At 66.2% G+C, this 18,177-nt stretch carries 15 protein-coding genes; 9 read left to right on the top strand and 6 right to left on the bottom strand.

The annotated features are described in order from the left end of the window. Positions 1 to 37: 37 nt before the first annotated feature. Positions 38 to 1,195, top strand: a complete 1,158-nt coding sequence (locus ACSBP4_RS10090) for a CBS domain-containing protein (RefSeq protein WP_006649342.1) — start codon at positions 38 to 40, stop codon at positions 1,193 to 1,195. Positions 1,196 to 1,267: 72 nt separating this feature from the next. On the opposite strand, the gene radB is transcribed toward ACSBP4_RS10090, so the two are convergent. Then, entirely contained in the window at positions 1,268 to 1,975 is a 708-nt protein-coding gene (gene radB, locus ACSBP4_RS10085; RefSeq protein ID WP_006649343.1) for a DNA repair and recombination protein RadB, read from the bottom strand. A gap of 175 nt (positions 1,976 to 2,150) precedes the next feature. Between radB and ACSBP4_RS10080 the strand changes: the two genes are divergently transcribed. Beyond that, complete coding sequence (locus tag ACSBP4_RS10080) at positions 2,151 to 2,942, top strand: hypothetical protein (protein WP_006649344.1); 792 nt, start codon at positions 2,151 to 2,153, stop codon at positions 2,940 to 2,942. Positions 2,943 to 3,018: 76 nt separating this feature from the next. Here the strand turns inward: ACSBP4_RS10080 and ACSBP4_RS10075 are convergent, their stop codons facing one another. Next, the gene (locus ACSBP4_RS10075) at positions 3,019 to 4,539 is read right to left on the bottom strand and encodes a hypothetical protein (protein WP_435552130.1); all 1,521 of its coding nucleotides are present in this window, start codon (positions 4,537 to 4,539) and stop codon (positions 3,019 to 3,021) included. Between the two features lie 722 nt (positions 4,540 to 5,261). On the opposite strand from ACSBP4_RS10075, the gene ACSBP4_RS10070 reads away from it, so the two are divergent. Beyond that, complete coding sequence (locus tag ACSBP4_RS10070; RefSeq protein WP_435552129.1) at positions 5,262 to 5,900, top strand: hypothetical protein; 639 nt, start codon at positions 5,262 to 5,264, stop codon at positions 5,898 to 5,900. A gap of 93 nt (positions 5,901 to 5,993) precedes the next feature. Here ACSBP4_RS10070 and larC read toward each other — a convergent pair whose 3' ends face one another. After that, positions 5,994 to 7,337 carry a nickel pincer cofactor biosynthesis protein LarC gene (larC, locus tag ACSBP4_RS10065; RefSeq protein ID WP_435552128.1) on the bottom strand — a complete coding sequence of 448 codons (1,344 nt, stop codon included), beginning with the start codon at positions 7,335 to 7,337 and terminating at the stop codon, positions 5,994 to 5,996. Between the two features lie 208 nt (positions 7,338 to 7,545). On the opposite strand from larC, the gene ACSBP4_RS10060 reads away from it, so the two are divergent. Next, entirely contained in the window at positions 7,546 to 9,777 is a 2,232-nt protein-coding gene (locus ACSBP4_RS10060) for a CDC48 family AAA ATPase (RefSeq protein WP_006179730.1), read from the top strand. A gap of 141 nt (positions 9,778 to 9,918) precedes the next feature. On the opposite strand, the gene ACSBP4_RS10055 is transcribed toward ACSBP4_RS10060, so the two are convergent. Then, positions 9,919 to 10,995, bottom strand: coding sequence for an ATP-binding protein (locus ACSBP4_RS10055; RefSeq protein ID WP_049966266.1), 1,077 nt, complete (start codon positions 10,993 to 10,995; stop codon positions 9,919 to 9,921). A 74-nt stretch (positions 10,996 to 11,069) separates the two neighbouring features. On the opposite strand from ACSBP4_RS10055, the gene ACSBP4_RS10050 reads away from it, so the two are divergent. Genes ACSBP4_RS10050 through ACSBP4_RS10040 form a run of 3 tightly spaced genes read left to right on the top strand, consistent with a single transcriptional unit; the run spans position 11,070 to position 13,994 of the window. Continuing rightward, positions 11,070 to 11,585 carry a DUF7382 domain-containing protein gene (locus tag ACSBP4_RS10050; protein ID WP_006649351.1) on the top strand — a complete coding sequence of 172 codons (516 nt, stop codon included), beginning with the start codon at positions 11,070 to 11,072 and terminating at the stop codon, positions 11,583 to 11,585. Between the two features lie 19 nt (positions 11,586 to 11,604). Further along, entirely contained in the window at positions 11,605 to 12,852 is a 1,248-nt protein-coding gene (locus ACSBP4_RS10045; RefSeq protein WP_435552127.1) for a hypothetical protein, read from the top strand. Further along, positions 12,849 to 13,994 carry a hypothetical protein gene (locus ACSBP4_RS10040; protein ID WP_049966268.1) on the top strand — a complete coding sequence of 382 codons (1,146 nt, stop codon included), beginning with the start codon at positions 12,849 to 12,851 and terminating at the stop codon, positions 13,992 to 13,994. The genes ACSBP4_RS10045 and ACSBP4_RS10040 overlap by 4 nt, the downstream gene beginning before the upstream one ends. A 63-nt stretch (positions 13,995 to 14,057) precedes the next feature. On the opposite strand, the gene ACSBP4_RS10035 is transcribed toward ACSBP4_RS10040, so the two are convergent. Both ACSBP4_RS10035 and ACSBP4_RS10030 read right to left on the bottom strand, forming a co-directional pair. Beyond that, the gene (locus tag ACSBP4_RS10035; RefSeq protein ID WP_435552125.1) at positions 14,058 to 16,292 is read right to left on the bottom strand and encodes an AAA family ATPase; all 2,235 of its coding nucleotides are present in this window, start codon (positions 16,290 to 16,292) and stop codon (positions 14,058 to 14,060) included. 52 nt (positions 16,293 to 16,344) lie between these two features. Next, the gene (locus ACSBP4_RS10030) at positions 16,345 to 16,980 is read right to left on the bottom strand and encodes a helix-turn-helix domain-containing protein (protein WP_006179724.1); all 636 of its coding nucleotides are present in this window, start codon (positions 16,978 to 16,980) and stop codon (positions 16,345 to 16,347) included. An 86-nt stretch (positions 16,981 to 17,066) separates the two neighbouring features. Here ACSBP4_RS10030 and ACSBP4_RS10025 point away from each other — a divergent pair, with 86 nt between their 5' ends. Both ACSBP4_RS10025 and ACSBP4_RS10020 read left to right on the top strand, forming a co-directional pair. After that, a complete protein-coding gene (locus tag ACSBP4_RS10025; protein WP_435552124.1) occupies positions 17,067 to 17,966 on the top strand; it encodes a ribonucleotide-diphosphate reductase subunit beta in 900 nt (299 codons plus the stop codon). A 76-nt stretch (positions 17,967 to 18,042) separates the two neighbouring features. Next, positions 18,043 to 18,177, top strand: a complete 135-nt coding sequence (locus tag ACSBP4_RS10020) for a DUF7128 family protein (protein ID WP_049966271.1) — start codon at positions 18,043 to 18,045, stop codon at positions 18,175 to 18,177.

Here is an 18,177-nt window from a genome sequence, read left to right as displayed (position 1 = left end):
CTTAAATACCCCGGCGGCACTACGTTCACGTAGAAGGATGAATATCGCTGATATCGCCACCACGGAGTTCATCGAAGTCGACGTCGGGACGCGAATGGGGAAAGTCCGGTCCATGTTCGAGGACGGCAACCCCAAGGGAATTATCGTCATGAACGACGGGGACTACGAGGGGGTCATCAGCGAGCGGGAGATCCTCCAGTCCCACGTCGAGGACGACGCCAAGGTGGCGGCACTCACGAAGCCCAGTCGGAGTACGCCATCGCCCAAGGTCGACCGCCAGGAAGACGTCCGGGAGACCGCCCGCGTCCTCGTCGAGAGCAACGCGAAGGTCGCGCCGGTCTTCGAGAACGGCGAGCTGTGGGGGGTCATCACCGACGACGCGATCCTCGAGGCAGTACTGGAGAACCTCGACGCGCTGACCGTCGAGGACATCTACACCGCCGACCCGGTCACGGTCACCGAGGACGACGGGATCGGCAAGGCGATCAATCTCCTGCGCGAACACGGCATCTCCCGCCTGCCCGTGATGAACGAGAACGGCTTCCTCGCTGGGGTCGTCACGACCCACGACATCGCCGACTTCGTCATCCGGGAGAACCACACGACGACGACGGGCGATCGGGTCGGTGACTCCGATCGGTTGCTCGACGTGCCGGTCTACGACATCATGACCAGCCCCGTCGAGACGACCACGCTGGACACGACCGCGGAGGCTGCCGTCGAGCGGATGCTGGGCAACGACTACGCGGGGCTGATGGTCACGCCGGCCGACGACGACCGGGTCGTCATCGGCGTCATCACCAAGACCGACGTCCTGCGGGCGCTGACCTTCACCGAGGAGGAACACATGGACGTCCAGATCACCAACATCTCGATGCTCGATACCATCACTCGAGAGGGGATCGTCGAGAACATCGAGGACGTCGTCGACAAGTACCAGGACATGCAGGTGATGCACGCCCACGTTCGATTCAAGGAACACCAAGAGCGACTCCGCGGCACGCCGCTCGTGCAGTCACAGATCCGACTGCGTACTAACAAGGGCCAAGTCGCCGGCACCGGTGAGGGCTACGGCTCGGAGAACGCCTTCCGCGTCGCGCTCGATAAACTCGAGCGCAACGTCCTCGAACTCAAGGGCGTCACCAGCGACGAGGAGTACCGCGGCCAGCTCCTGCGGAAACTCAACGAACTGTAGCGTCGACATCGACCCCGGGTTCGTTTTTCCAACTCCGGACTGGACACCGACCATCGGCCGGCCGGAGGTGGCTCAATGTCGCGCCGACTCCTCGCCGCCCTCGAGCCCCCGATCCGTAATCCGGAACTGAACCGACTCACCGGCCGGCTTCGAGCGGTGTTTCTCCAGCGTCGCGCGTCGGTTCCCGCCCCGGAACCGCTCCAAGCGGACGACGGTCCCGGTCCAGTGTTCCAACGTGTTGCCGCCCAGCCCACGGGTCCGGTCCGAGTCCGGGTCCGAAAAGACCTGATTCGTCAGCACGACCGCGAGATCGTGTTTGCGCGCGAGCGAGAGCAGATGGGTCACCTGTCGGGTGACGCTTCGCAGCGCTTCCCCCTCGTCGCCGTCGGCGGTCCGCTCGAGCCGGTAAAAGCCCGTCGCGCTATCGAGGACGATCAACTCGGCGCGCTCGGCGAACCCCTCGGCGTCGCGGACGGCCTCGGCCTGTTCCTCGAAATCGACGGCGTCTTCGATGACGATCCGCGAGGCGACGGCCTCGAGGTCTTCCCCGTCGACGCTTCCCTCGAGCAACTGCTGGAAGCGGTCGACCGAGACGCCTTCGGTATCGATGTAGACGACGGTCCCTCCGTCGACGGCCGTCTGGACGGCGGCAGACAGCGCGAGGTTCGTCTTCCCGGCCGCCGGCGGGCCGTACAACTGCGTGACGGTCCCGCGTTCGAACCCCCCGTCGAGCAACTCGTCGACCGGGCCACAGCCGGTCGGGATCGCCTCGTCGGTCACGGTTCGAGTTGACTGGGGACGCGCAAAAAGGCCCCGGAACGGCCGGGGCAGGACTTCGCCTCCGCCTCGCGGGCGATCGTGGCCCGATACTGTCGGCGCTCGCGACTCCGACCGCTCGTCTCGACGATGGAATCCGTTCGCGTACGTTTATCTCCGATGGGGGCGAAAGTCGCCCGTGATCGTCGTCGCTACGGCGGACTTCGAGGTGTACCACGGTGTCGTCAACGAACTTCGCGACCGCGGAACGACGTTTACGACCATCGAACTCGATGAAGAGCTACCGGACCGGGCGGCCGTCGTCATCACCGACGGGGACAACGCCGATGCCTTCGCGAACGCGACGACCGTCGTCGCCGATCCGGACGACCCCCGGCGCGCGGTCGACCGGGCGCTGGCGGCCGTCCGCGGCGACGGCGGTCGGACGATCATCGGCGTCGACCCCGGTCGCAAACCCGGCATCGCCGTCCTCACCGGCGAGACGGTCGTCGCCGCCTTTCAGGTCCCGCTCTCCGACGCCGTCGACGTGATCGAACGCGAGGCCAGCGACGCGCCCTCGCCGGTCGTCCGGATCGGCGACGGCTCCCGCCTCGAGGGCGCGAAACTCGTCACCGACCTCGAGGACGTCCGGGTCGAACTCGTCGACGAGACGGGGACGACCCCCTATCTGGGAACGGGCTCGCGGGGGATGGGCGACGTGCTGGCCGCGGTCAACATCGCTCGCCTCGAGGGAGAGGTCGTCGACGCCCGCGAGATCGAGCCGACGGAAGGGGAGATTCAGGTCATCAAGGACCGCTCGCGCGAGCGAAGCGAACACAACCGGGCGATCGACGAGGCACTGGCCCGGCGGGTCGCCGCCGGCGAGTTGACGATCGACGAGGCGCTCGCGGAACACCGCAACGATGGAACTGGCTCGGAAACCGAGTCGCGCGAGACGGACGACACCGACGGCTCGGAGCCGTCGTCGTAGCGTCGGAAAACCGGACAAAAGAAACGGATACGTCGGTCACTGCGGTCGAAAACCGACCGTGTGACGGATCGAGAGGTTACGCGCCGACCCAGGTGTTCGTCGAGGCGACCGACGTGAGCTGGACGTTCTCGTTCTCCTGCATGCTGATCTGTGAACTCCCGGCGCTGCCGCCGTCTTCGGCGACTGCGATGGAGCTGTGCTGTTCGTTCAGGTTCTGCTGCGTGATGATCTGCTGCTGGGCGATCGCGGCGCTGGCCTCTTGCTCGACGTCGTTCGTCTGCGTGGCGTTCCCGGCGTAGTCGTACGACGTGCCGGCGCCCATGCCCGCGTTCCCGTCGACCGTGACGGTCGTACTCGAGGTCCGAGTGACGTCGTCGGAGACGTAGCCCGGGCTCGCGTAGACGTTGAGCGCGTCGGCATAGGCGACCTGTGCGTTGTAGTTCTGCTGGTAGGCGAGCTGGATCGCGGTGGCCTCACTGCCGTTCTCCGCGAGTGCCATCGCGGTGTTCTGGAAGTTGATGTTCTGCTGTTCGACCGCCTGTTCTTGGGCAATACCCGCGGTAGCGGTCTGTTCGGTGTCGTTCACGTTGTCGTTCTTGTCCTTCTTGTCGGGCTTGTGTGCGTCAGTCGTGGTCGAGAGGACGTCGCCGTCGACATCGCCGGCGGTGGCGACGTTCATCCCGAGGGACGAGACCATCAGGTTCGAGGCGGTTGCGCTACCGAACTGCTCGTTGAGGTTGCTCTGGTCGGTGAACTGAATCGCCGTGGCAGTGCTGTTTTCGCCGATCGCGATGGCAACCGCACCGCCCTGTTCGTTGACGTTCTGCTGGGCGACATCTTGTGACTGGTTGACGAGTGCTTCGGCACTCTGGCCGACACCGGGACCGTCGTCGCCGGACTTGTCCTTCGCGTGTCCGAACTCGCCGTCACCGAGGTAGACGTTCGAGGCGTTGGCCATGCCCTCCTGGAGGTTCTCGTTGCGCTGGTAGGACTGCTGGAGCGCGGTCGCCTCGCTGTCGTTCATGGCGTACGCGAACGCGGTACTCTGGTTGTTGTAGTTGACCTGACTGACCGTCTGGGACTGGGTCACGCCGGCGATGGCTTCCTGGGTGACCGTCTCGTCGTCGCCCTTCTCGTCTTTGATGCCCCAGCCGTCGAACTGCTGGTCGCCACCGTTGCCGATGATGATGTTGACCTCGCCGACGTTTTCGAACTGCGTCTGTGCGGTTCGAACCTCGACGTTGCCGGCCGTTGCCTCACCGGTCTGGACGTTGTCGTTCTGCTGGTTGGCCTCCTGGACGGCCGTCGCCTGGCCGCCGTCGATCGAGACCGAGACCGCCGACCCCTGTTCGTTGATGTTGACTTGATCGACGTCTTGGTGCTGGATGACTTCGGCGGCCGAGCTGCTCGTCCCGTCCGCGTGTTGTTCGACGTACTCCTCGAGCGACATATCGCCGAGGTCGGCGCCAAAGACCAGATACAGCTCGTCGCCGTCCTCGAGCGTGTGTACCGTGTCACTGTTGGACGCGGCGTCACCGCCCGCGGACGCGGCCGGGACGCCAGCCATCGCCATCGACAAGGCCAGCATACAGGCCATAAGAACCGTCGTAGCTCGTGATCGTCTCGTCGTATCGGTTGTCATTGAGTGTTTGATATTCGTCGTGATTGTCTTTCGTTTCTGTAACTGTGCAACGCAAACCCCCGTTCTCCCATTACAGACTTTGTTATCGACAGGTTGGCCGGAGTATGAAGTCGCCTATGGGACCGAAGGGGGCTACTTACGGGGAGAAATCGGCGGCTTCGGTTCACCGAACCGTCTTGCTCGAACCTGTCTGGGCGTATTTATCGCCACTCGACTGAAAATGAAAATTGAGGAATGCTTTGGCGCGCCATTGATCTGCTTACTGATCGTTTCAGGGATCGAATGCGGGTATTAGCGCCGCGAAACGGATCAACAACCGTTTCACACCGCGGATTTCGGCAACGGGGGCGCGGAATCCCGTCCTCGAAACGCTGAGGGAAGTCCGAATAGGGTCGTCGAAACGACGACACGTTGTTGGTTACGGTCGCTGAACGGTTACCCTGGACGCATAAACGGACGTATCAGGTTTTCTAATGCCGCTATTCGGCTCGAAACCGTTTGCCGGATTCAAATGGGTCCCCGTGATGAGTAGCGACCGGGCAACGCGCCACAGCGGGGAGCGACCGGGAGACGACAGCCGCATTCGCCACTAGCGACAGCACTGTCGCTCGAGGGAGCCCCCTCGAGAGTCTCCCCAGTGTGGCGACGCGTGGTGCCCACACACGGTGACCGAACCAATGAAACGCGCACTCACGCTCGCACTGACGATAGCAGTGATCGGCGGCCTCGCTTTCATGGGGGCTGCTGGAACAGCCGCGGCCGGAGACTACGACGATGACAATAACGACGCTGAAGTCGAAACCCAAGGAGAACTCGATGATCTAGGGGACACCTCCACGTACGTAGAAACACATAGCGTCGATCAAGACCAAGAAGTCGCACAGATAAACGATAATAATCAGGACGATAACATCGGTGGCGTTCAGGTGAACCAACAACAGAACCAGAACGCACAGACGGCGACCACCGATGGTGACGTCAATGTCAGCCAGAGCGGTACCCAAGCTGCTGACGCAGGCCACGATATTGACGTCGATTTCGGTGACGGTGCCGACGACGGCGACAACGGCGACAACGGCGACGACGGCGACGACGGCGACAACGGCGACGACGGCGACGACGGCGACAACGGCGACAACGGCGACAACGGCGACGACGGCGACAACGGCGACAACGGCGACAACGGCGACGACGGCGACAACGGCGACAACGGCGACAACGGCGACAACGGTGACAACGGCGACAACGGTGACAACGGCGACAACGGCGGTGACAGCATTATCGAACTCCTGATCGAAGCTGGAATCCTCAGCTAATAACGCTGTAATTCCTCCTATTCGGTTTTATTTTATCCGGTAACTTGGACCGGACTCTATAACCCGATTGGAGATCTATCTGCTCGTGGCCCTCTATTCCAAGTCAGCTATAACATCGGATTCTGCTTGATGAACCACTTCGCGGATCGAATTATCGCTCTTACGAGCTACTGCCTTCGCGTCGTCGTACTCCGCACTCACATCGTAGACATCACCGTCAGCATCGCTGGCGATTTTCACGCTGACCTCGTACTCCTCGCCGTCGATCTCGAGCGTCACCGTCTCGAACTCCCGCTCGGCGATCCATCGGTGTGTGGCCCCCGAATCCCGGACGCCGAGCGTCCCGGTCTCCTCGGCCAGCGCTCGAGCGACCCGCTCCCGATCCGCCGGTTTACAAATGACCTTCACCAGATGCCCGGGCCGGGACTTCTTCATCGTCGCGGGCAGGATCGACACGTCTCGAGCGCCCGCGTCCGAGAGCGTCTCCTGCAGGCCACCCAGCACTTCCGGCGTCGCGTCGTCGAGGTTCGTCTCGAGGACGGCGATATCGTCTTTCACCAGCGTCCCCTCGCCGGTCCCGACCAGCGTACGAAGCACGTTCGGATGCGGGTCGAGATCGTAGCCGCCCGCACCGTAGCCCGATGACTCGAGGTCGAGCGCGGGCAGCGAATCGACGCCGTCGGCGACGTGCGCCAGGATCGCTGCGCCGGTCGGCGTCAGGAGTTCGGCGTCGACGGGGCCGCCCCGCAGCGACCAGTCGGCCCACTGGGCGAGTTCGACCACCGCCGGCGTGGGGACGGGGTACTCGCCGTGGCTCATCGAGACCGTCCCGCCGCCGGTCGCAAGCGGGGTCGTGACGACGCGATCGGGCTCGAGGTCGTGCAACAGGGCCGCCGCGCCGACCACGTCCGCGATCGCGTCGTCGGCCCCGACCTCGTGGAAGTGGATCGACTCGAGGTCTGCGCCGTGGACGGCAGCCTCGGCCTCGCCGAGCAGTTCGAAGATCGCGAGCGCATCGCGCTCGACTGCCGGCTCGAGGTCCATTTCCCGAACGATCTCGCAGACCTCGCGGTAGCTGCGATGGGGGCCGTGGCCCTCTGCGGGAGTGTCGGTACCGTCGCCTGCCGTCTCGTGTGTGTGCCCGCCCTCCGTGTCGGCCTGTTCGTGCGAATGATCGTGACCGTGGGAATGATCGTGACCGTGCGCACCGTCCGTGTCGGCGTGATCGTGGTCGTGTGCGTGATCGTCGTCGGGGAAGACGACGTCGGCCGTCGTGGCCGCGATCCCGGTCTTTTCGGTGTCGTCGATCCGGTAGGCCACCGGCAGTGCCTCGGTTACCGGCTCGAGGACGGCGGCGTCGGCACCGGCGTCTATGAGCGCGGCAAGGATCATATCGCCGCTGGCTCCCATCCGGCCGTCGAACGCGAGGACTCGCATGCCAGTTCTCGGCGCGGAAAACGCAAAAAGCCATCTCTCCTCGCTCGAGGGGCGGTATCGATAGGGCCAAAACCAACCGAGGCCGGTACATCTTTGTAACCGCCCGTCCGACGTGAGTATGGTAGATACTAGCACAGGAAATGACTCACCCTAGCAAAAAACCTATCCGCGCACGAATCGGAGTCAATTACATCGCCGTCCCCAAATCATGAACGAAGTCCAACTGGAGGTTGCGAAGGCGTACCCGAACGATTCGGGTCGTGGTATCGCCCGACTCGACCCGGACACGCTGTTGCATCTGAAGCTGAGTCCGGGCGACATCATCGAGATCGAGGGTGCAGACACCACTGCCGCGAAGGTCTGGCGTGCCGACCGGCAGGACTGGAACACCGACACCGTCCGCATCGACGGCTTCACGCGCCAGAACGCCGACGTCGGTATCGGCGAGCGGGTGACGATCCGCAAGGCCGAGGCGACGAAAGCCGACAAGCTCGTCCTCGCGCCGCCGGAGGAGGCGTCGGTCCAGTTCGGCTCCGACGCCGCCGGCATGGTGAAACGCCAGATCTTAAAGCGGCCGGTCGTCGGTCGCGACATCGTTCCGGTGATGTCCTCGACGAACCATCCGTTCATGCGGTCGCCGGGCCAGGCGATCCCGCTGATCGCCGTCGAAACCGAGCCCGAGGGGGTGGTCCTCATCACCGAGGACACCGATGTCGAACTCCGCGAGGAGCCGATCTCGGGCTTCGAGAAGACCGGTGGCGGGATCACCTACGAGGACATCGGTGGCCTCCAAAACGAGATCCAGCGGGTCAGGGAGATGGTCGAACTCCCGATGAAACACCCGCAGATCTTCAAGAAACTCGGCATCGAGCCGCCACAGGGGGTCCTCCTGCACGGCCCGCCGGGCACCGGGAAAACGCTGCTCGCGAAGGCCGTCGCCAACGAGACCTCCGCCAGTTTCTTCTCTATCGCCGGGCCGGAGATCATCTCGAAGTACTACGGCGAGTCCGAACAGCAACTCAGGGAGATCTTCGAGGACGCGACCGAGGAGTCGCCCTCGATCATCTTCATCGACGAACTCGACTCTATCGCTCCCAAACGGGAAGACGTCACCGGCGAGGTCGAGCGCCGGGTCGTCGCCCAGTTGCTGACGATGATGGACGGCCTCGAGTCCCGGGGACAGGTCATCGTCATCGCGGCGACTAACCGCGTCGACAGCGTCGACCCCGCGCTCCGACGGCCGGGCCGGTTCGACCGCGAGATCGAGATCGGCGTCCCCGACGAGACGGGCCGCGAGGAGATCCTGCAGATCCACACCCGCGGGATGCCCCTCTCGGACGACGTCAGCCTCGGTCACCTGGCCGACGAGACCCACGGTTTCGTCGGGGCCGACATCGAGAGCCTGACCAAAGAGGCGGCGATGAAGGCGCTACGCCGGTACCTCCCCGAGATCGATCTCGACGAGGAGGACATCCCGCCGAGCCTGATCGACCGGATGATCGTCAAACGGGAGGACTTCCGCGGCGCCTTGAACGAGGTCGAACCCTCGGCAATGCGGGAAGTCCTCGTGGAGCTGCCGAAGATCTCCTGGGACGACGTCGGCGGCCTCCACGACGCCAAGGACCAGGTCCAGGAATCGGTCGAGTGGCCGCTCTCGAACCCCGAGCGGTTCGATCGGCTCGGCGTCGACCCGCCGGCCGGCGTCTTGCTGTACGGCCCGCCGGGCACCGGGAAGACGCTGATGGCGAAAGCCGTCGCCAACGAGACCAACGCCAACTTCATCTCGGTGCGTGGCCCGCAGCTGCTCTCGAAGTGGGTCGGCGAGTCGGAGAAAGCCATCCGCCAGACCTTCCGCAAGGCCCGTCAGGTCTCGCCGACGGTCATCTTCTTCGACGAACTCGACGCGCTCGCGCCCGGCCGGGGCGGTGAGACCGGCTCGAACGTCTCCGAGCGGGTCGTCAACCAACTGCTGACCGAACTCGACGGGTTAGAGGACATGGGCGACGTGATGGTCATCGGCGCGACCAACCGCCCGGACATGATCGACCCCGCACTGCTGCGCTCGGGCCGCTTCGACCGGCTAGTCATGATCGGCCAGCCCGACGTCGACGGCCGCGAACGCATCCTCGAGATCCACACCCAGGACACGCCGCTGGCGGCCGACGTCACCCTGCGCGAGATCGCCGAGATCACGGACGGCTACGTCGGCAGCGACCTCGAGTCGATCGCCCGCGAGGCGGCCATCGAGGCGCTGCGCGAGGACGAGGAGGCAGACGTCGTCGAGATGCGACACTTCCGGCAGGCCATGGAGAACGTCCGGCCGACGATCACCGACGACATTCTCGACTACTACGAGCGGATCGAAGAGGAGTTCCGCGGCGGTGGCGGCGGCGGTCCCGATCCGACGGGTCGTCGCGGCAGCCGGATCGGCTTCCAGTAACGCGAATCCCCCTTTTCGTCGCTGTTTCGCCGGTCGGATACCCACGGAACCGCGAGACGGCCGTTTGGTCGCTATCGTAACAACCGAAACGATTTACACACCGATCGCACAGCCGTCGTGCGATCGGGTGCGCAATGACTTTCAGTGGCTACTATGGTCGGGACGAACGACCACGTCGCTCGCAGCCGGGCTCTCGCCGCCGTGTGGCGTGTCTCGCTCCCGCACCCGCCCCGCGTGGACCGTCTCCGTGGCGTCGTCGATGACGAGGACCTCGCCGGGGGCCTCCGGTAGTCGGTCGGCGTCGGCCAGCGAGCCGCCGACGTAGGTCGGCTGGGCGGCCTCGAGCGCCGCCAGATCGTCCCCGGCTGTAAGCCGGTGCGAGACGAGGATATCGGACTGTGAGATCCCGACGTCGGGGAGCGCGCTCGGGCGCTGTGTGGCGGCCACGAGGCTGACGCCGGGCGCGCGGCCGCGGGTCAGGATCGTCTCGAGGGCGGGTGCGGCCACGCCGTCGAAGAAGGTGTGGGCCTCGTCGAGCAAGAGCCAGGGGAGCCGGTCGACCGCGGCGTCGACGCGGGCGCGGTACAGCGCTTCGGCGACCCCGCGACAGACGGCGTTCATCGGGGCGGCCGAGAGACTGGAGACGTCGACGACCGTTATTTCGGGACCGGCAAGCGCTCGAGCGCCGAGCCCGTCGGCGTCGAAGACGTCCCACGAGTCGGCCAGCCGCAGGTGGTTCGTCGCCGCGCGTCGTGCGGCGCGTGCCGCGTCGGCCGATTCGACGTGCGTTCGCATGCCGTCGATCGTAGGTTCGGCCTGTGCGGCCCGCCAGAGGAGGCTTCCGGCGGCACTTTCCGGCGAGAGACCGAGCAGCGTACACCACGACCTGGGGTCGAGCGACGCCGGCGCGACCGTCGGCTCCGCGACGACCGTCGCCGGAACCGGCTTGCCGTCCGCCGACGCCGCGAGCGTTGCGAACGCTCCCATCGGATCGACAACGACTGGTGCGAGTCCATGCGCCCGTGCGAGCCCCTCCGCGATCACACCCATCGTATGTGACTTACCGTAGCCGCGCTTGCCGACGAGCGCGATCGCGTGGGGAGAGTCCAGATCGAGCGCGAGCGGGGCGCCGTCGCTGCCGTCGAGCGCCCGATAGACACCGAGCCGACAGCTGGGGCCGTCCTCGCGGTCGGCATCGCGACCGAGTACGAAGCTCACGGCCCCGACTCCCGCGGCTTCGTATTTGAACCCGCGTCCCACCGTTTAAGACGGAAGCCGCGGCCAGCACGCCCATGAGTTCGAACCGGACTGAGTCCGATTCGAGGGACGGACCGCATCGATCACTGTCGTCGTTCGCTCGCGACGACCGCGCGATCGAGGGACTGCCGATCCGGCTAGTCATCGCGCTGGTCGTCGGGGTCGCGGCGCTCGCGATCATGCTGAACATGCTCGGCGGGATCGGTAGCGTCGGCGATACGGAAGTGACCGTGAAGATCGCCGACGACGATCAGGTGATCGAGGCGGACGCGACCGGAAGCGACGCGAAGGTAGACGTCTACGCGATCGACGAGAACGGGAACAACGTCTCGGACGCAACCATCGTCGCGACCGCCGACTCGGCGCAACTCGACGGCGTCCTCGACAAACCGACCGGCGACGACAATCACGCACAGCTCGATTTCAGCGGTGACCAGAGCCTGCGGGCCGATCAGGACATGGGGGCGATCCAGCTCGAGGTGATCCCGCCGTCGGACAGCAACTATATCGACGAGCAACCGAACCCGACCATCCGGGTCGTTTCCCGATGATCGCCGGCCGCTACCACCGATGATCGAAATTACGACGGAACTCGTCGTCGGTATCGCGTTCGGCTTCGTCGTCGGCGTCGGTCCCGCGATCGTCGTCGGTGCCCTCGCCGTCGTAACTGACTGCCGGGATCGCGAACTCCCGCTCCCGGCCGCCGTCAGTATCGGCGTCTTCCTCGCCGGGTGCAACGGGTATTTCGTCGGCCTCCTCGAGGGAGGGGTCAGTCGAGCGCAGGTCCCCCGATTCGGGGCCGCGGCGCTCGTCGTCGCCCTCCTTTCGGCGTCCGCGGCGAGTCAGGGCGAGCGCATCGCCGCGGAACTCCCGATCGGGGCCGATCGGCCGACTATCCGGACGCGGTCGCTGTCGGCCGCAGCCATCGACGCAGTCGATGCCATGGGACAGGTGCGGATCCAGACAACCGGCGGTGTTCGCGATATCGACGGCTACCCGCCGCTGTCACCGGACGTGCGGACGGCGATCGAAGCCGACGCGTGGCGACTGCCCGCGGACCTTCCGCTTTCGGCCCTCGAGACCCGGCTAGCGACGCGGCTCCGAACCGAATACGACCTGACCGCCGTGTCGGTATCGATCGACGGCCGCGGCCGGGCGACCGTCGCCGCTGCACCGCCGACCGACGGCGTCGCGGCTGCGGTTCCGGACGGCTGGCGTGCGGTTTCGGTTTCCGCCCCCTTCCCGCCCGGATTGGTGCCCGGGACGACCGTCGAGGTCGTCACTCGAGACGCGTCGACGACGGGAACCGTCCTGTCCGTCGACGGGTGTGCCCGCCCGGGGCGAGAGACGGGAGCCGACGATTCGACTGATGAGGACGAGACCGTTACCGTCGCCGTTCCCGCACCCGACGCCACGCCGCTCCTGGCCGCAGATCACGCTCGCATCGCCGTTCCCGCGACCGGTCACGACCCCGAGCGGGAGGCGCTGGCCCGCCTCGAGCGAGCGGACTACGCGGTCCGGCACGTCTCCGGGGGGACGATCGCATCGGCGCTCGAGGCGAGCAAGGGCGAGACTGACGATTCGATCCATCCCGTTGCGGCGAGTTCACCGGCCGATGTCGATGCGACCGAGACGACGGGAGCAAAGCCCGTTGCCGACCGGAACCGGTGGCAGCTCGATCCGGATCCGGAGACACTCGACGACCGGGAATCGGTGTTCGTTTCGGGGGACAAAGTCACCCTCCAGCGTTACATCGATGACGATCACGACTTGCGTCCACCGCCGCCCGTCGAGGCGGCGACGGGGGTGTCGCCATGAGCGTCCTCGCTCAGGCGGTCGTCACCGAGTGGACCGAAACGGCGATGCGAACCGTCGTCGGGTTCGCGCTCCTGTCGGGGCTTGTCGCGACGGTCGTCGCGTTCGGCTACCGCGTCGCGAGCGCTCGAGCGCTCCCCGTTGGCGTGGGGCTGTTCGCGGGGCTCGGCGTCGTCGTCGGCTGGCTGAACGCAGTCGGGCTCGGTCGGTCGACGATACTCGATGGGACGCCGCTCGTTCACTACGCCACCGCCGCGTACTTCCTCGGGGCGATCGCCGCGAGCGCCCTCAGCGCCGAGGGCGGCCGGCGGGTGGGCGATCGGATCGCCCGCGATGTCTTCGACATCGAGCGACTTGGCGCGACCGGCGAGATCGCCGCACTCGTTCGGTCGGCGCGGCTCCCGTCGGTCGTCCGGCTGCCCGACCGGATCGACGACGCGGCGGGCTCCCCATCCGTCGAGCCGTCGATCAAACGCGATCTCGCCGGCAGCACGGTCCTGTTACCGCAGGTCGATACCCACTCGGCGCTTCGAACCCGACTCTCGAGCCGGCTCGAGCGCGATTACGATCTCGGCCACGTCTCGATCACGGTCGGGGCCGACGGGGCGATCGACCGGCTCGCGGTCGGGGGAACCCGGTCGGGGATCGCAGCGACCATCCCGCCGGGAACCGTCGCGGTGTCGATCCGCGGCGAGCCGGCGCCCGCCGTCGGCGCGGGCGACCCCGTCGAAGTCTGGGCGACCGCCGAGGGATCGAGTCGCCTCGTCGCGACCGGACGGCTGTGGGCGACGGATGGCGACGCCGCGACCGTCGCCGTCGACGCCGACGTTGCCGACCGACTCGCTACCGAGCCTGACACCCGGTATCGACTCGCGGCTCGGTCTGGCCCCCCTGACGACGGTTTCCGGCTACTCGCCGCGCTCCGTGCGGCCGATGGGACGGTCAGGTCGGTCACCGTCGACGACGGCGGGTCGCTCGAGAACGTCTTCGTCGGGTGGGTTCCGGGGACCGTCCTCGCCGTGGTCCGCGACGGCGAGGTCCGTCCGTTCCCGGCGGACAACCTGACCCTCCGGGCCGGCGACGACCTCTCCGTCCTCGGTACCGTCGACGAACTGCGTTCGGTGGCCCCGGACGGACGATCGTGACGACACTGACCGAGCCGCCGACGCCGACGGGCCGGCCTCGGATCGCCGGCCCGTGACGCGACGCTAGGGCCGGTCGGTTGCGTCCCGCGCGGCCTCGAGGTGGCGGCGCTCGATTCGGACCTCCGAAGCCTTCTCGTTTGCCGTTTCCGGCCCGTACTCGCTCGCGACGTCGCGGATCGCTCGCATCGAGGCGTCCCTGACCAGCGCCTCGAGGTCGGCACCGGTGTACCCCTCGAGTTCGACCGCCAGGTCGTCGATGTCGACGTCGTCGGCGAGCGGCTTGCCCTCGGCGTGGACCGCGAGGATCTTTTTCCGAGCCTCGAGGTCCGGTTCGCCGACGAAGACGTGGGTATCGAGCCGGCCGGGTCGAAGCAGTGCCGGGTCGATCTGGTCTTTGCGGTTCGTTGCGGCCAGCACCACGAGGTTGGGGTTCTCCCGCATTCCATCGAGTTCGGTCAGCAGCTGTGAGACGACGCGTTCGGTGACCTCGTGGCCCTCGCCGCGGGCGGCGGTGATCGCGTCGATCTCGTCGAAGAAGACGATCGAGGGTGCCGACTGGCGAGCGCGCTCGAAGACCTCGCGGATCGCCTTCTCGCTCTCGCCGACGTAGCGGTCGACGATCTCGGGCCCGTCGACGCGGACGAAGTTGACGTCGGTCTCGCCCGCGAGCGCCCGGGCGAGCAACGTCTTGCCGGTGCCGGGCGGCCCGTACAGCAAGACGCCCGACGGCGGGTTCGTATTGGTCTCCTCGAAGAGTCGGTCGTAGGTCAGCGGCCACTCGACCGACTCCCGGAGTGTCTGTTTCGCCGCCTCGAGGCCGCCCACGTCGTCGAAGTCGGTGGTCGGCGACTCGGCGACGTACTCGCGCATCGCGGAGGGCTCGACCGACGCGAGCGCGGCGTCGAAGTGGGCCGTTCGCACCGTCGGGTTCCGGTTCCAGTCCTGTTTCTCGTCGGTATCGGTCGGCCGGTCGCGGATGGCCGCCATCGCGGCCTCGCTCGAGACGGCGTCCAGGTCTGCCCCGACGAAGCCGTGGGTCCGTCGCGCGATCGCGTCGACGTCGACATCGTCCGCGAGTGGCATCCCGCGGGTATGGACCTCGAGGATCTCCCGGCGGCCCTCCTCGTCGGGGACGCCGATCTGAATCTCGCGGTCGAAGCGACCGCCGCGCCGGAGTGCGGGATCGATCGTATCGACGCGGTTGGTCGCGCCGATGACGATGACCTCGCCGCGGGCGTCGAGACCGTCCATCAGCGTCAGCAGTTGGCCGACGATCCGGTTTTCGGCGTCACCCTCGCCGTCTCGAGCGCCCGCAATAGAATCGATTTCGTCGAAGAAAATTATCGTCGGTGCGTTCGCCTCGGCGGTTTCGAACACCTCTCGGAGCCGTTCCTCGCTCTCGCCTTTGTACTTCGACATGATCTCCGGCCCCGAGATCGTCTCGAAATTGGCATCGACCTCGTTGGCAACTGCCCGTGCGATCAGGGTCTTCCCGGTGCCCGGCGGGCCGTACAGCAAAACGCCCGACGGCGGCTCGACGCCGAGACGACGGAACAGCTCCGGTTCCGACAGCGGGAGTTCGATCATCTCCCGGACCAGTTCGAGTTCCTCGTCCAAGCCGCCGATGTCCTCGTAGGTGACGCCCGAACTCGGCCCGGGTTCGTCGCGGTCGGTCGCGCCGTCGGACGGGAGGGACGCGGCCCCCTCGCTGCGGGTATCCGAACCGCCGCTGGCAGCGGTACCGGAGCCGGCGTCGCTCGAGCCGACAGCACCCGATCCCGCGCCGGCGTCGACGATCCGGACCGTCGTCTCGTCGGTGATCCGCACGTCGCCGTTCGGATCGGTGTCGGTCACCCTGAACGGTTGCTGGTCGATCCCTTCGATCCGGATCTGTTCCCCGGCACGGACCGGTCGGTTCCGGAGTCGCTTCGTCGCGTCGGTTTCGGCGGCCCGCTGCTGGCGGTCGGAAAGTCCCGGCGGCGCGACGAGGGTCACGCGGTCGGCGTCGGTGATCGTCGACTTGTCCTTGGCCCGGACGGCGACCGTATCGCCGACGTGGACGCCCGCGTTCGCGCGCGTATCGCCGTCGATCTGGATCGCCGTCTCCGGGACGGACGCGTCGGCCGGCCACATCTTGGCGACCGTCGTCTCTGTGCCCTCGATCACGACGGTATCGCCGCTGAGAACTCCGAGCTGTCGCCGCGCCTGCTCGGGGATGCGCGCGACGCCCCGGCCGGCGTCGCCTTTCTCCGCGGCGCGAACCGACAGCGTCACGCCGTCCGCTTCCGACGAACTCATACCCGTTCCTTTCGCGCCGGTGGCCTTGAGAATTGTCCCCTCGGAAGCGCCCTCACAGCGCGTTCTCGAGCAATCGATCGATCCCGCGACGGAGCCGCTCGGAGGCAGACGGTGCCGAGATACCCAGTCGATCGCCGACCTCCTCGGTGGAGGCCGCCCGCGGGACGGCGAAGTATCCCGCATCGCGGGCTTCGACGAGGGCCTCGTACTGTTCGCGGGTGAGCCCGAACGGCGGCTCGTCGCTCGCCGACTCACGGGTGAGTCGCTCGAGTTTGAAGTCACTGCCCCGCTCGGTACAGAACGCCCGGTATTCGGCGAGTGCCTCCCGGTCGGGGAATCGGGCGCGTGCCCACCAGCCGTCGACGGTCACGATACCGCCCAGCGGCGTCGTCCCGAGTTCGACGTACTTTCGGTAGATCGGCAGCGGCGGGTTCCGGAGTCTGATCCGGTACATCGCATCCTCGTCCCCGCCTGCGTCGATCGTCTCGGCCATTTCGACCGTCGGATCGTCCGCAAGCGCCGCCGAAAACCGCTCCTCGTCGCCGATGACCCGACAGAGGACGACCGGCCGATCGGGATCGACGACGAGGATTCGGTCGATATAGAGCGTCACGTCCGGAACGGCCGCAACGGCGTCCGTCAGCGGCATATCCGGCGAGTTATGTTGGAACTCCGCGATGAGACCCATACGTCGCGTTCGGCCCGATAGCACTTAAACACCCTAATACATGAGATACAGCCTCATCGGGGACCGACGCATATGTTCGGGCACGCATGAGCGCTGACGAGCCGGCAATGCAACTCGATACGGGAATTCGCTCGCACAACTACTACCGAAACGCGGTCGAGAAACACTGGGACCCCCACGAGGTCGATCTCGAGGCAGACCGCGAGGGAGCGGCCGAACTCTCCGAGCCGGCCTTCGAGGGGCTCAAGCAGTCGCTCGCGTTGTTCGGCGCTGGCGAAGAATCGGTGACCGAGGACCTCGCGCCGCTGGCCGTCGTCCTCGAGGACATCAACGACCAGATGTTCCTCACGACCCAGCTCTACGAGGAGTCGAAACACACGGACTTCTTCGACCGCTACTGGCGGGAAGTCATCCACGCCGAGGAGAAGCGCCGCGGGCAGGAGCGATCGTCGCCGACCGACGAGAAGTGGTACAACGAGCCGTACGACGAACTGTTCGAGCGCAACGAGCGGGCGATGGCGCGGCTGCTCGAGGACGATACTCCCGAAAACCGTGCGCGTGCACACTGTCACTACCATCTGACGATCGAAGGAATCCTCGCCCAGACCGGCTACTACGGCCTCACGCTTGCCTACGGCGAAAACGAGCCCGAACTTCCCGACCTACCGGGGCTGGTCGAGGGGCTCAAACTGGTCCGCAGCGACGAGGGTCGTCACGTCGGCTTCGGGATGGCCAAACTCAAGTCGCTCGTGGGCGACGGCGAGGTCGAGCCGGACCTCCTTCGGGAGACGGTCGACGAACTGGTGCCACTCGTCCAGGAGAGTTTGGCCGGTGACGGCGGTGCAAGCTCCGAGAGCGGCCCCGGCCCGAGCCCGTCCGAACTGGCCGATTACGCCTACACGAAACACGAACAGCGCATGCAACAGATCACCTCGGCCAGCGAGAAGATTCCCGACGTCGAGGAACTGACCGAACTCGAGAACTGACCATAGCGTCGCGGGTCAGTTCCCGGGCGATGGAACCGGAGCAACGCCTTTTGTCGTTCGCGTTCCAACGACTACCATGGTCGTCCAGACCGAACGCGACGACGCCACCTGGTACGAGTGCGAGACCTGCGGGATGCTCTTCGACGAACAGGCGGACGCCGCCGACCACGAGAAACACTGCGACGACAGCGATCCGTCCTACATCCAGTAG

The sequence above is a fragment of the Natrinema sp. CGMCC1.2065 genome, assembly GCF_051225675.1.
GTDB classification, from domain to species: domain Archaea; phylum Halobacteriota; class Halobacteria; order Halobacteriales; family Natrialbaceae; genus Natrinema; species Natrinema thermotolerans.
This window is presented reverse-complemented; position numbering and strand designations above follow the sequence as displayed.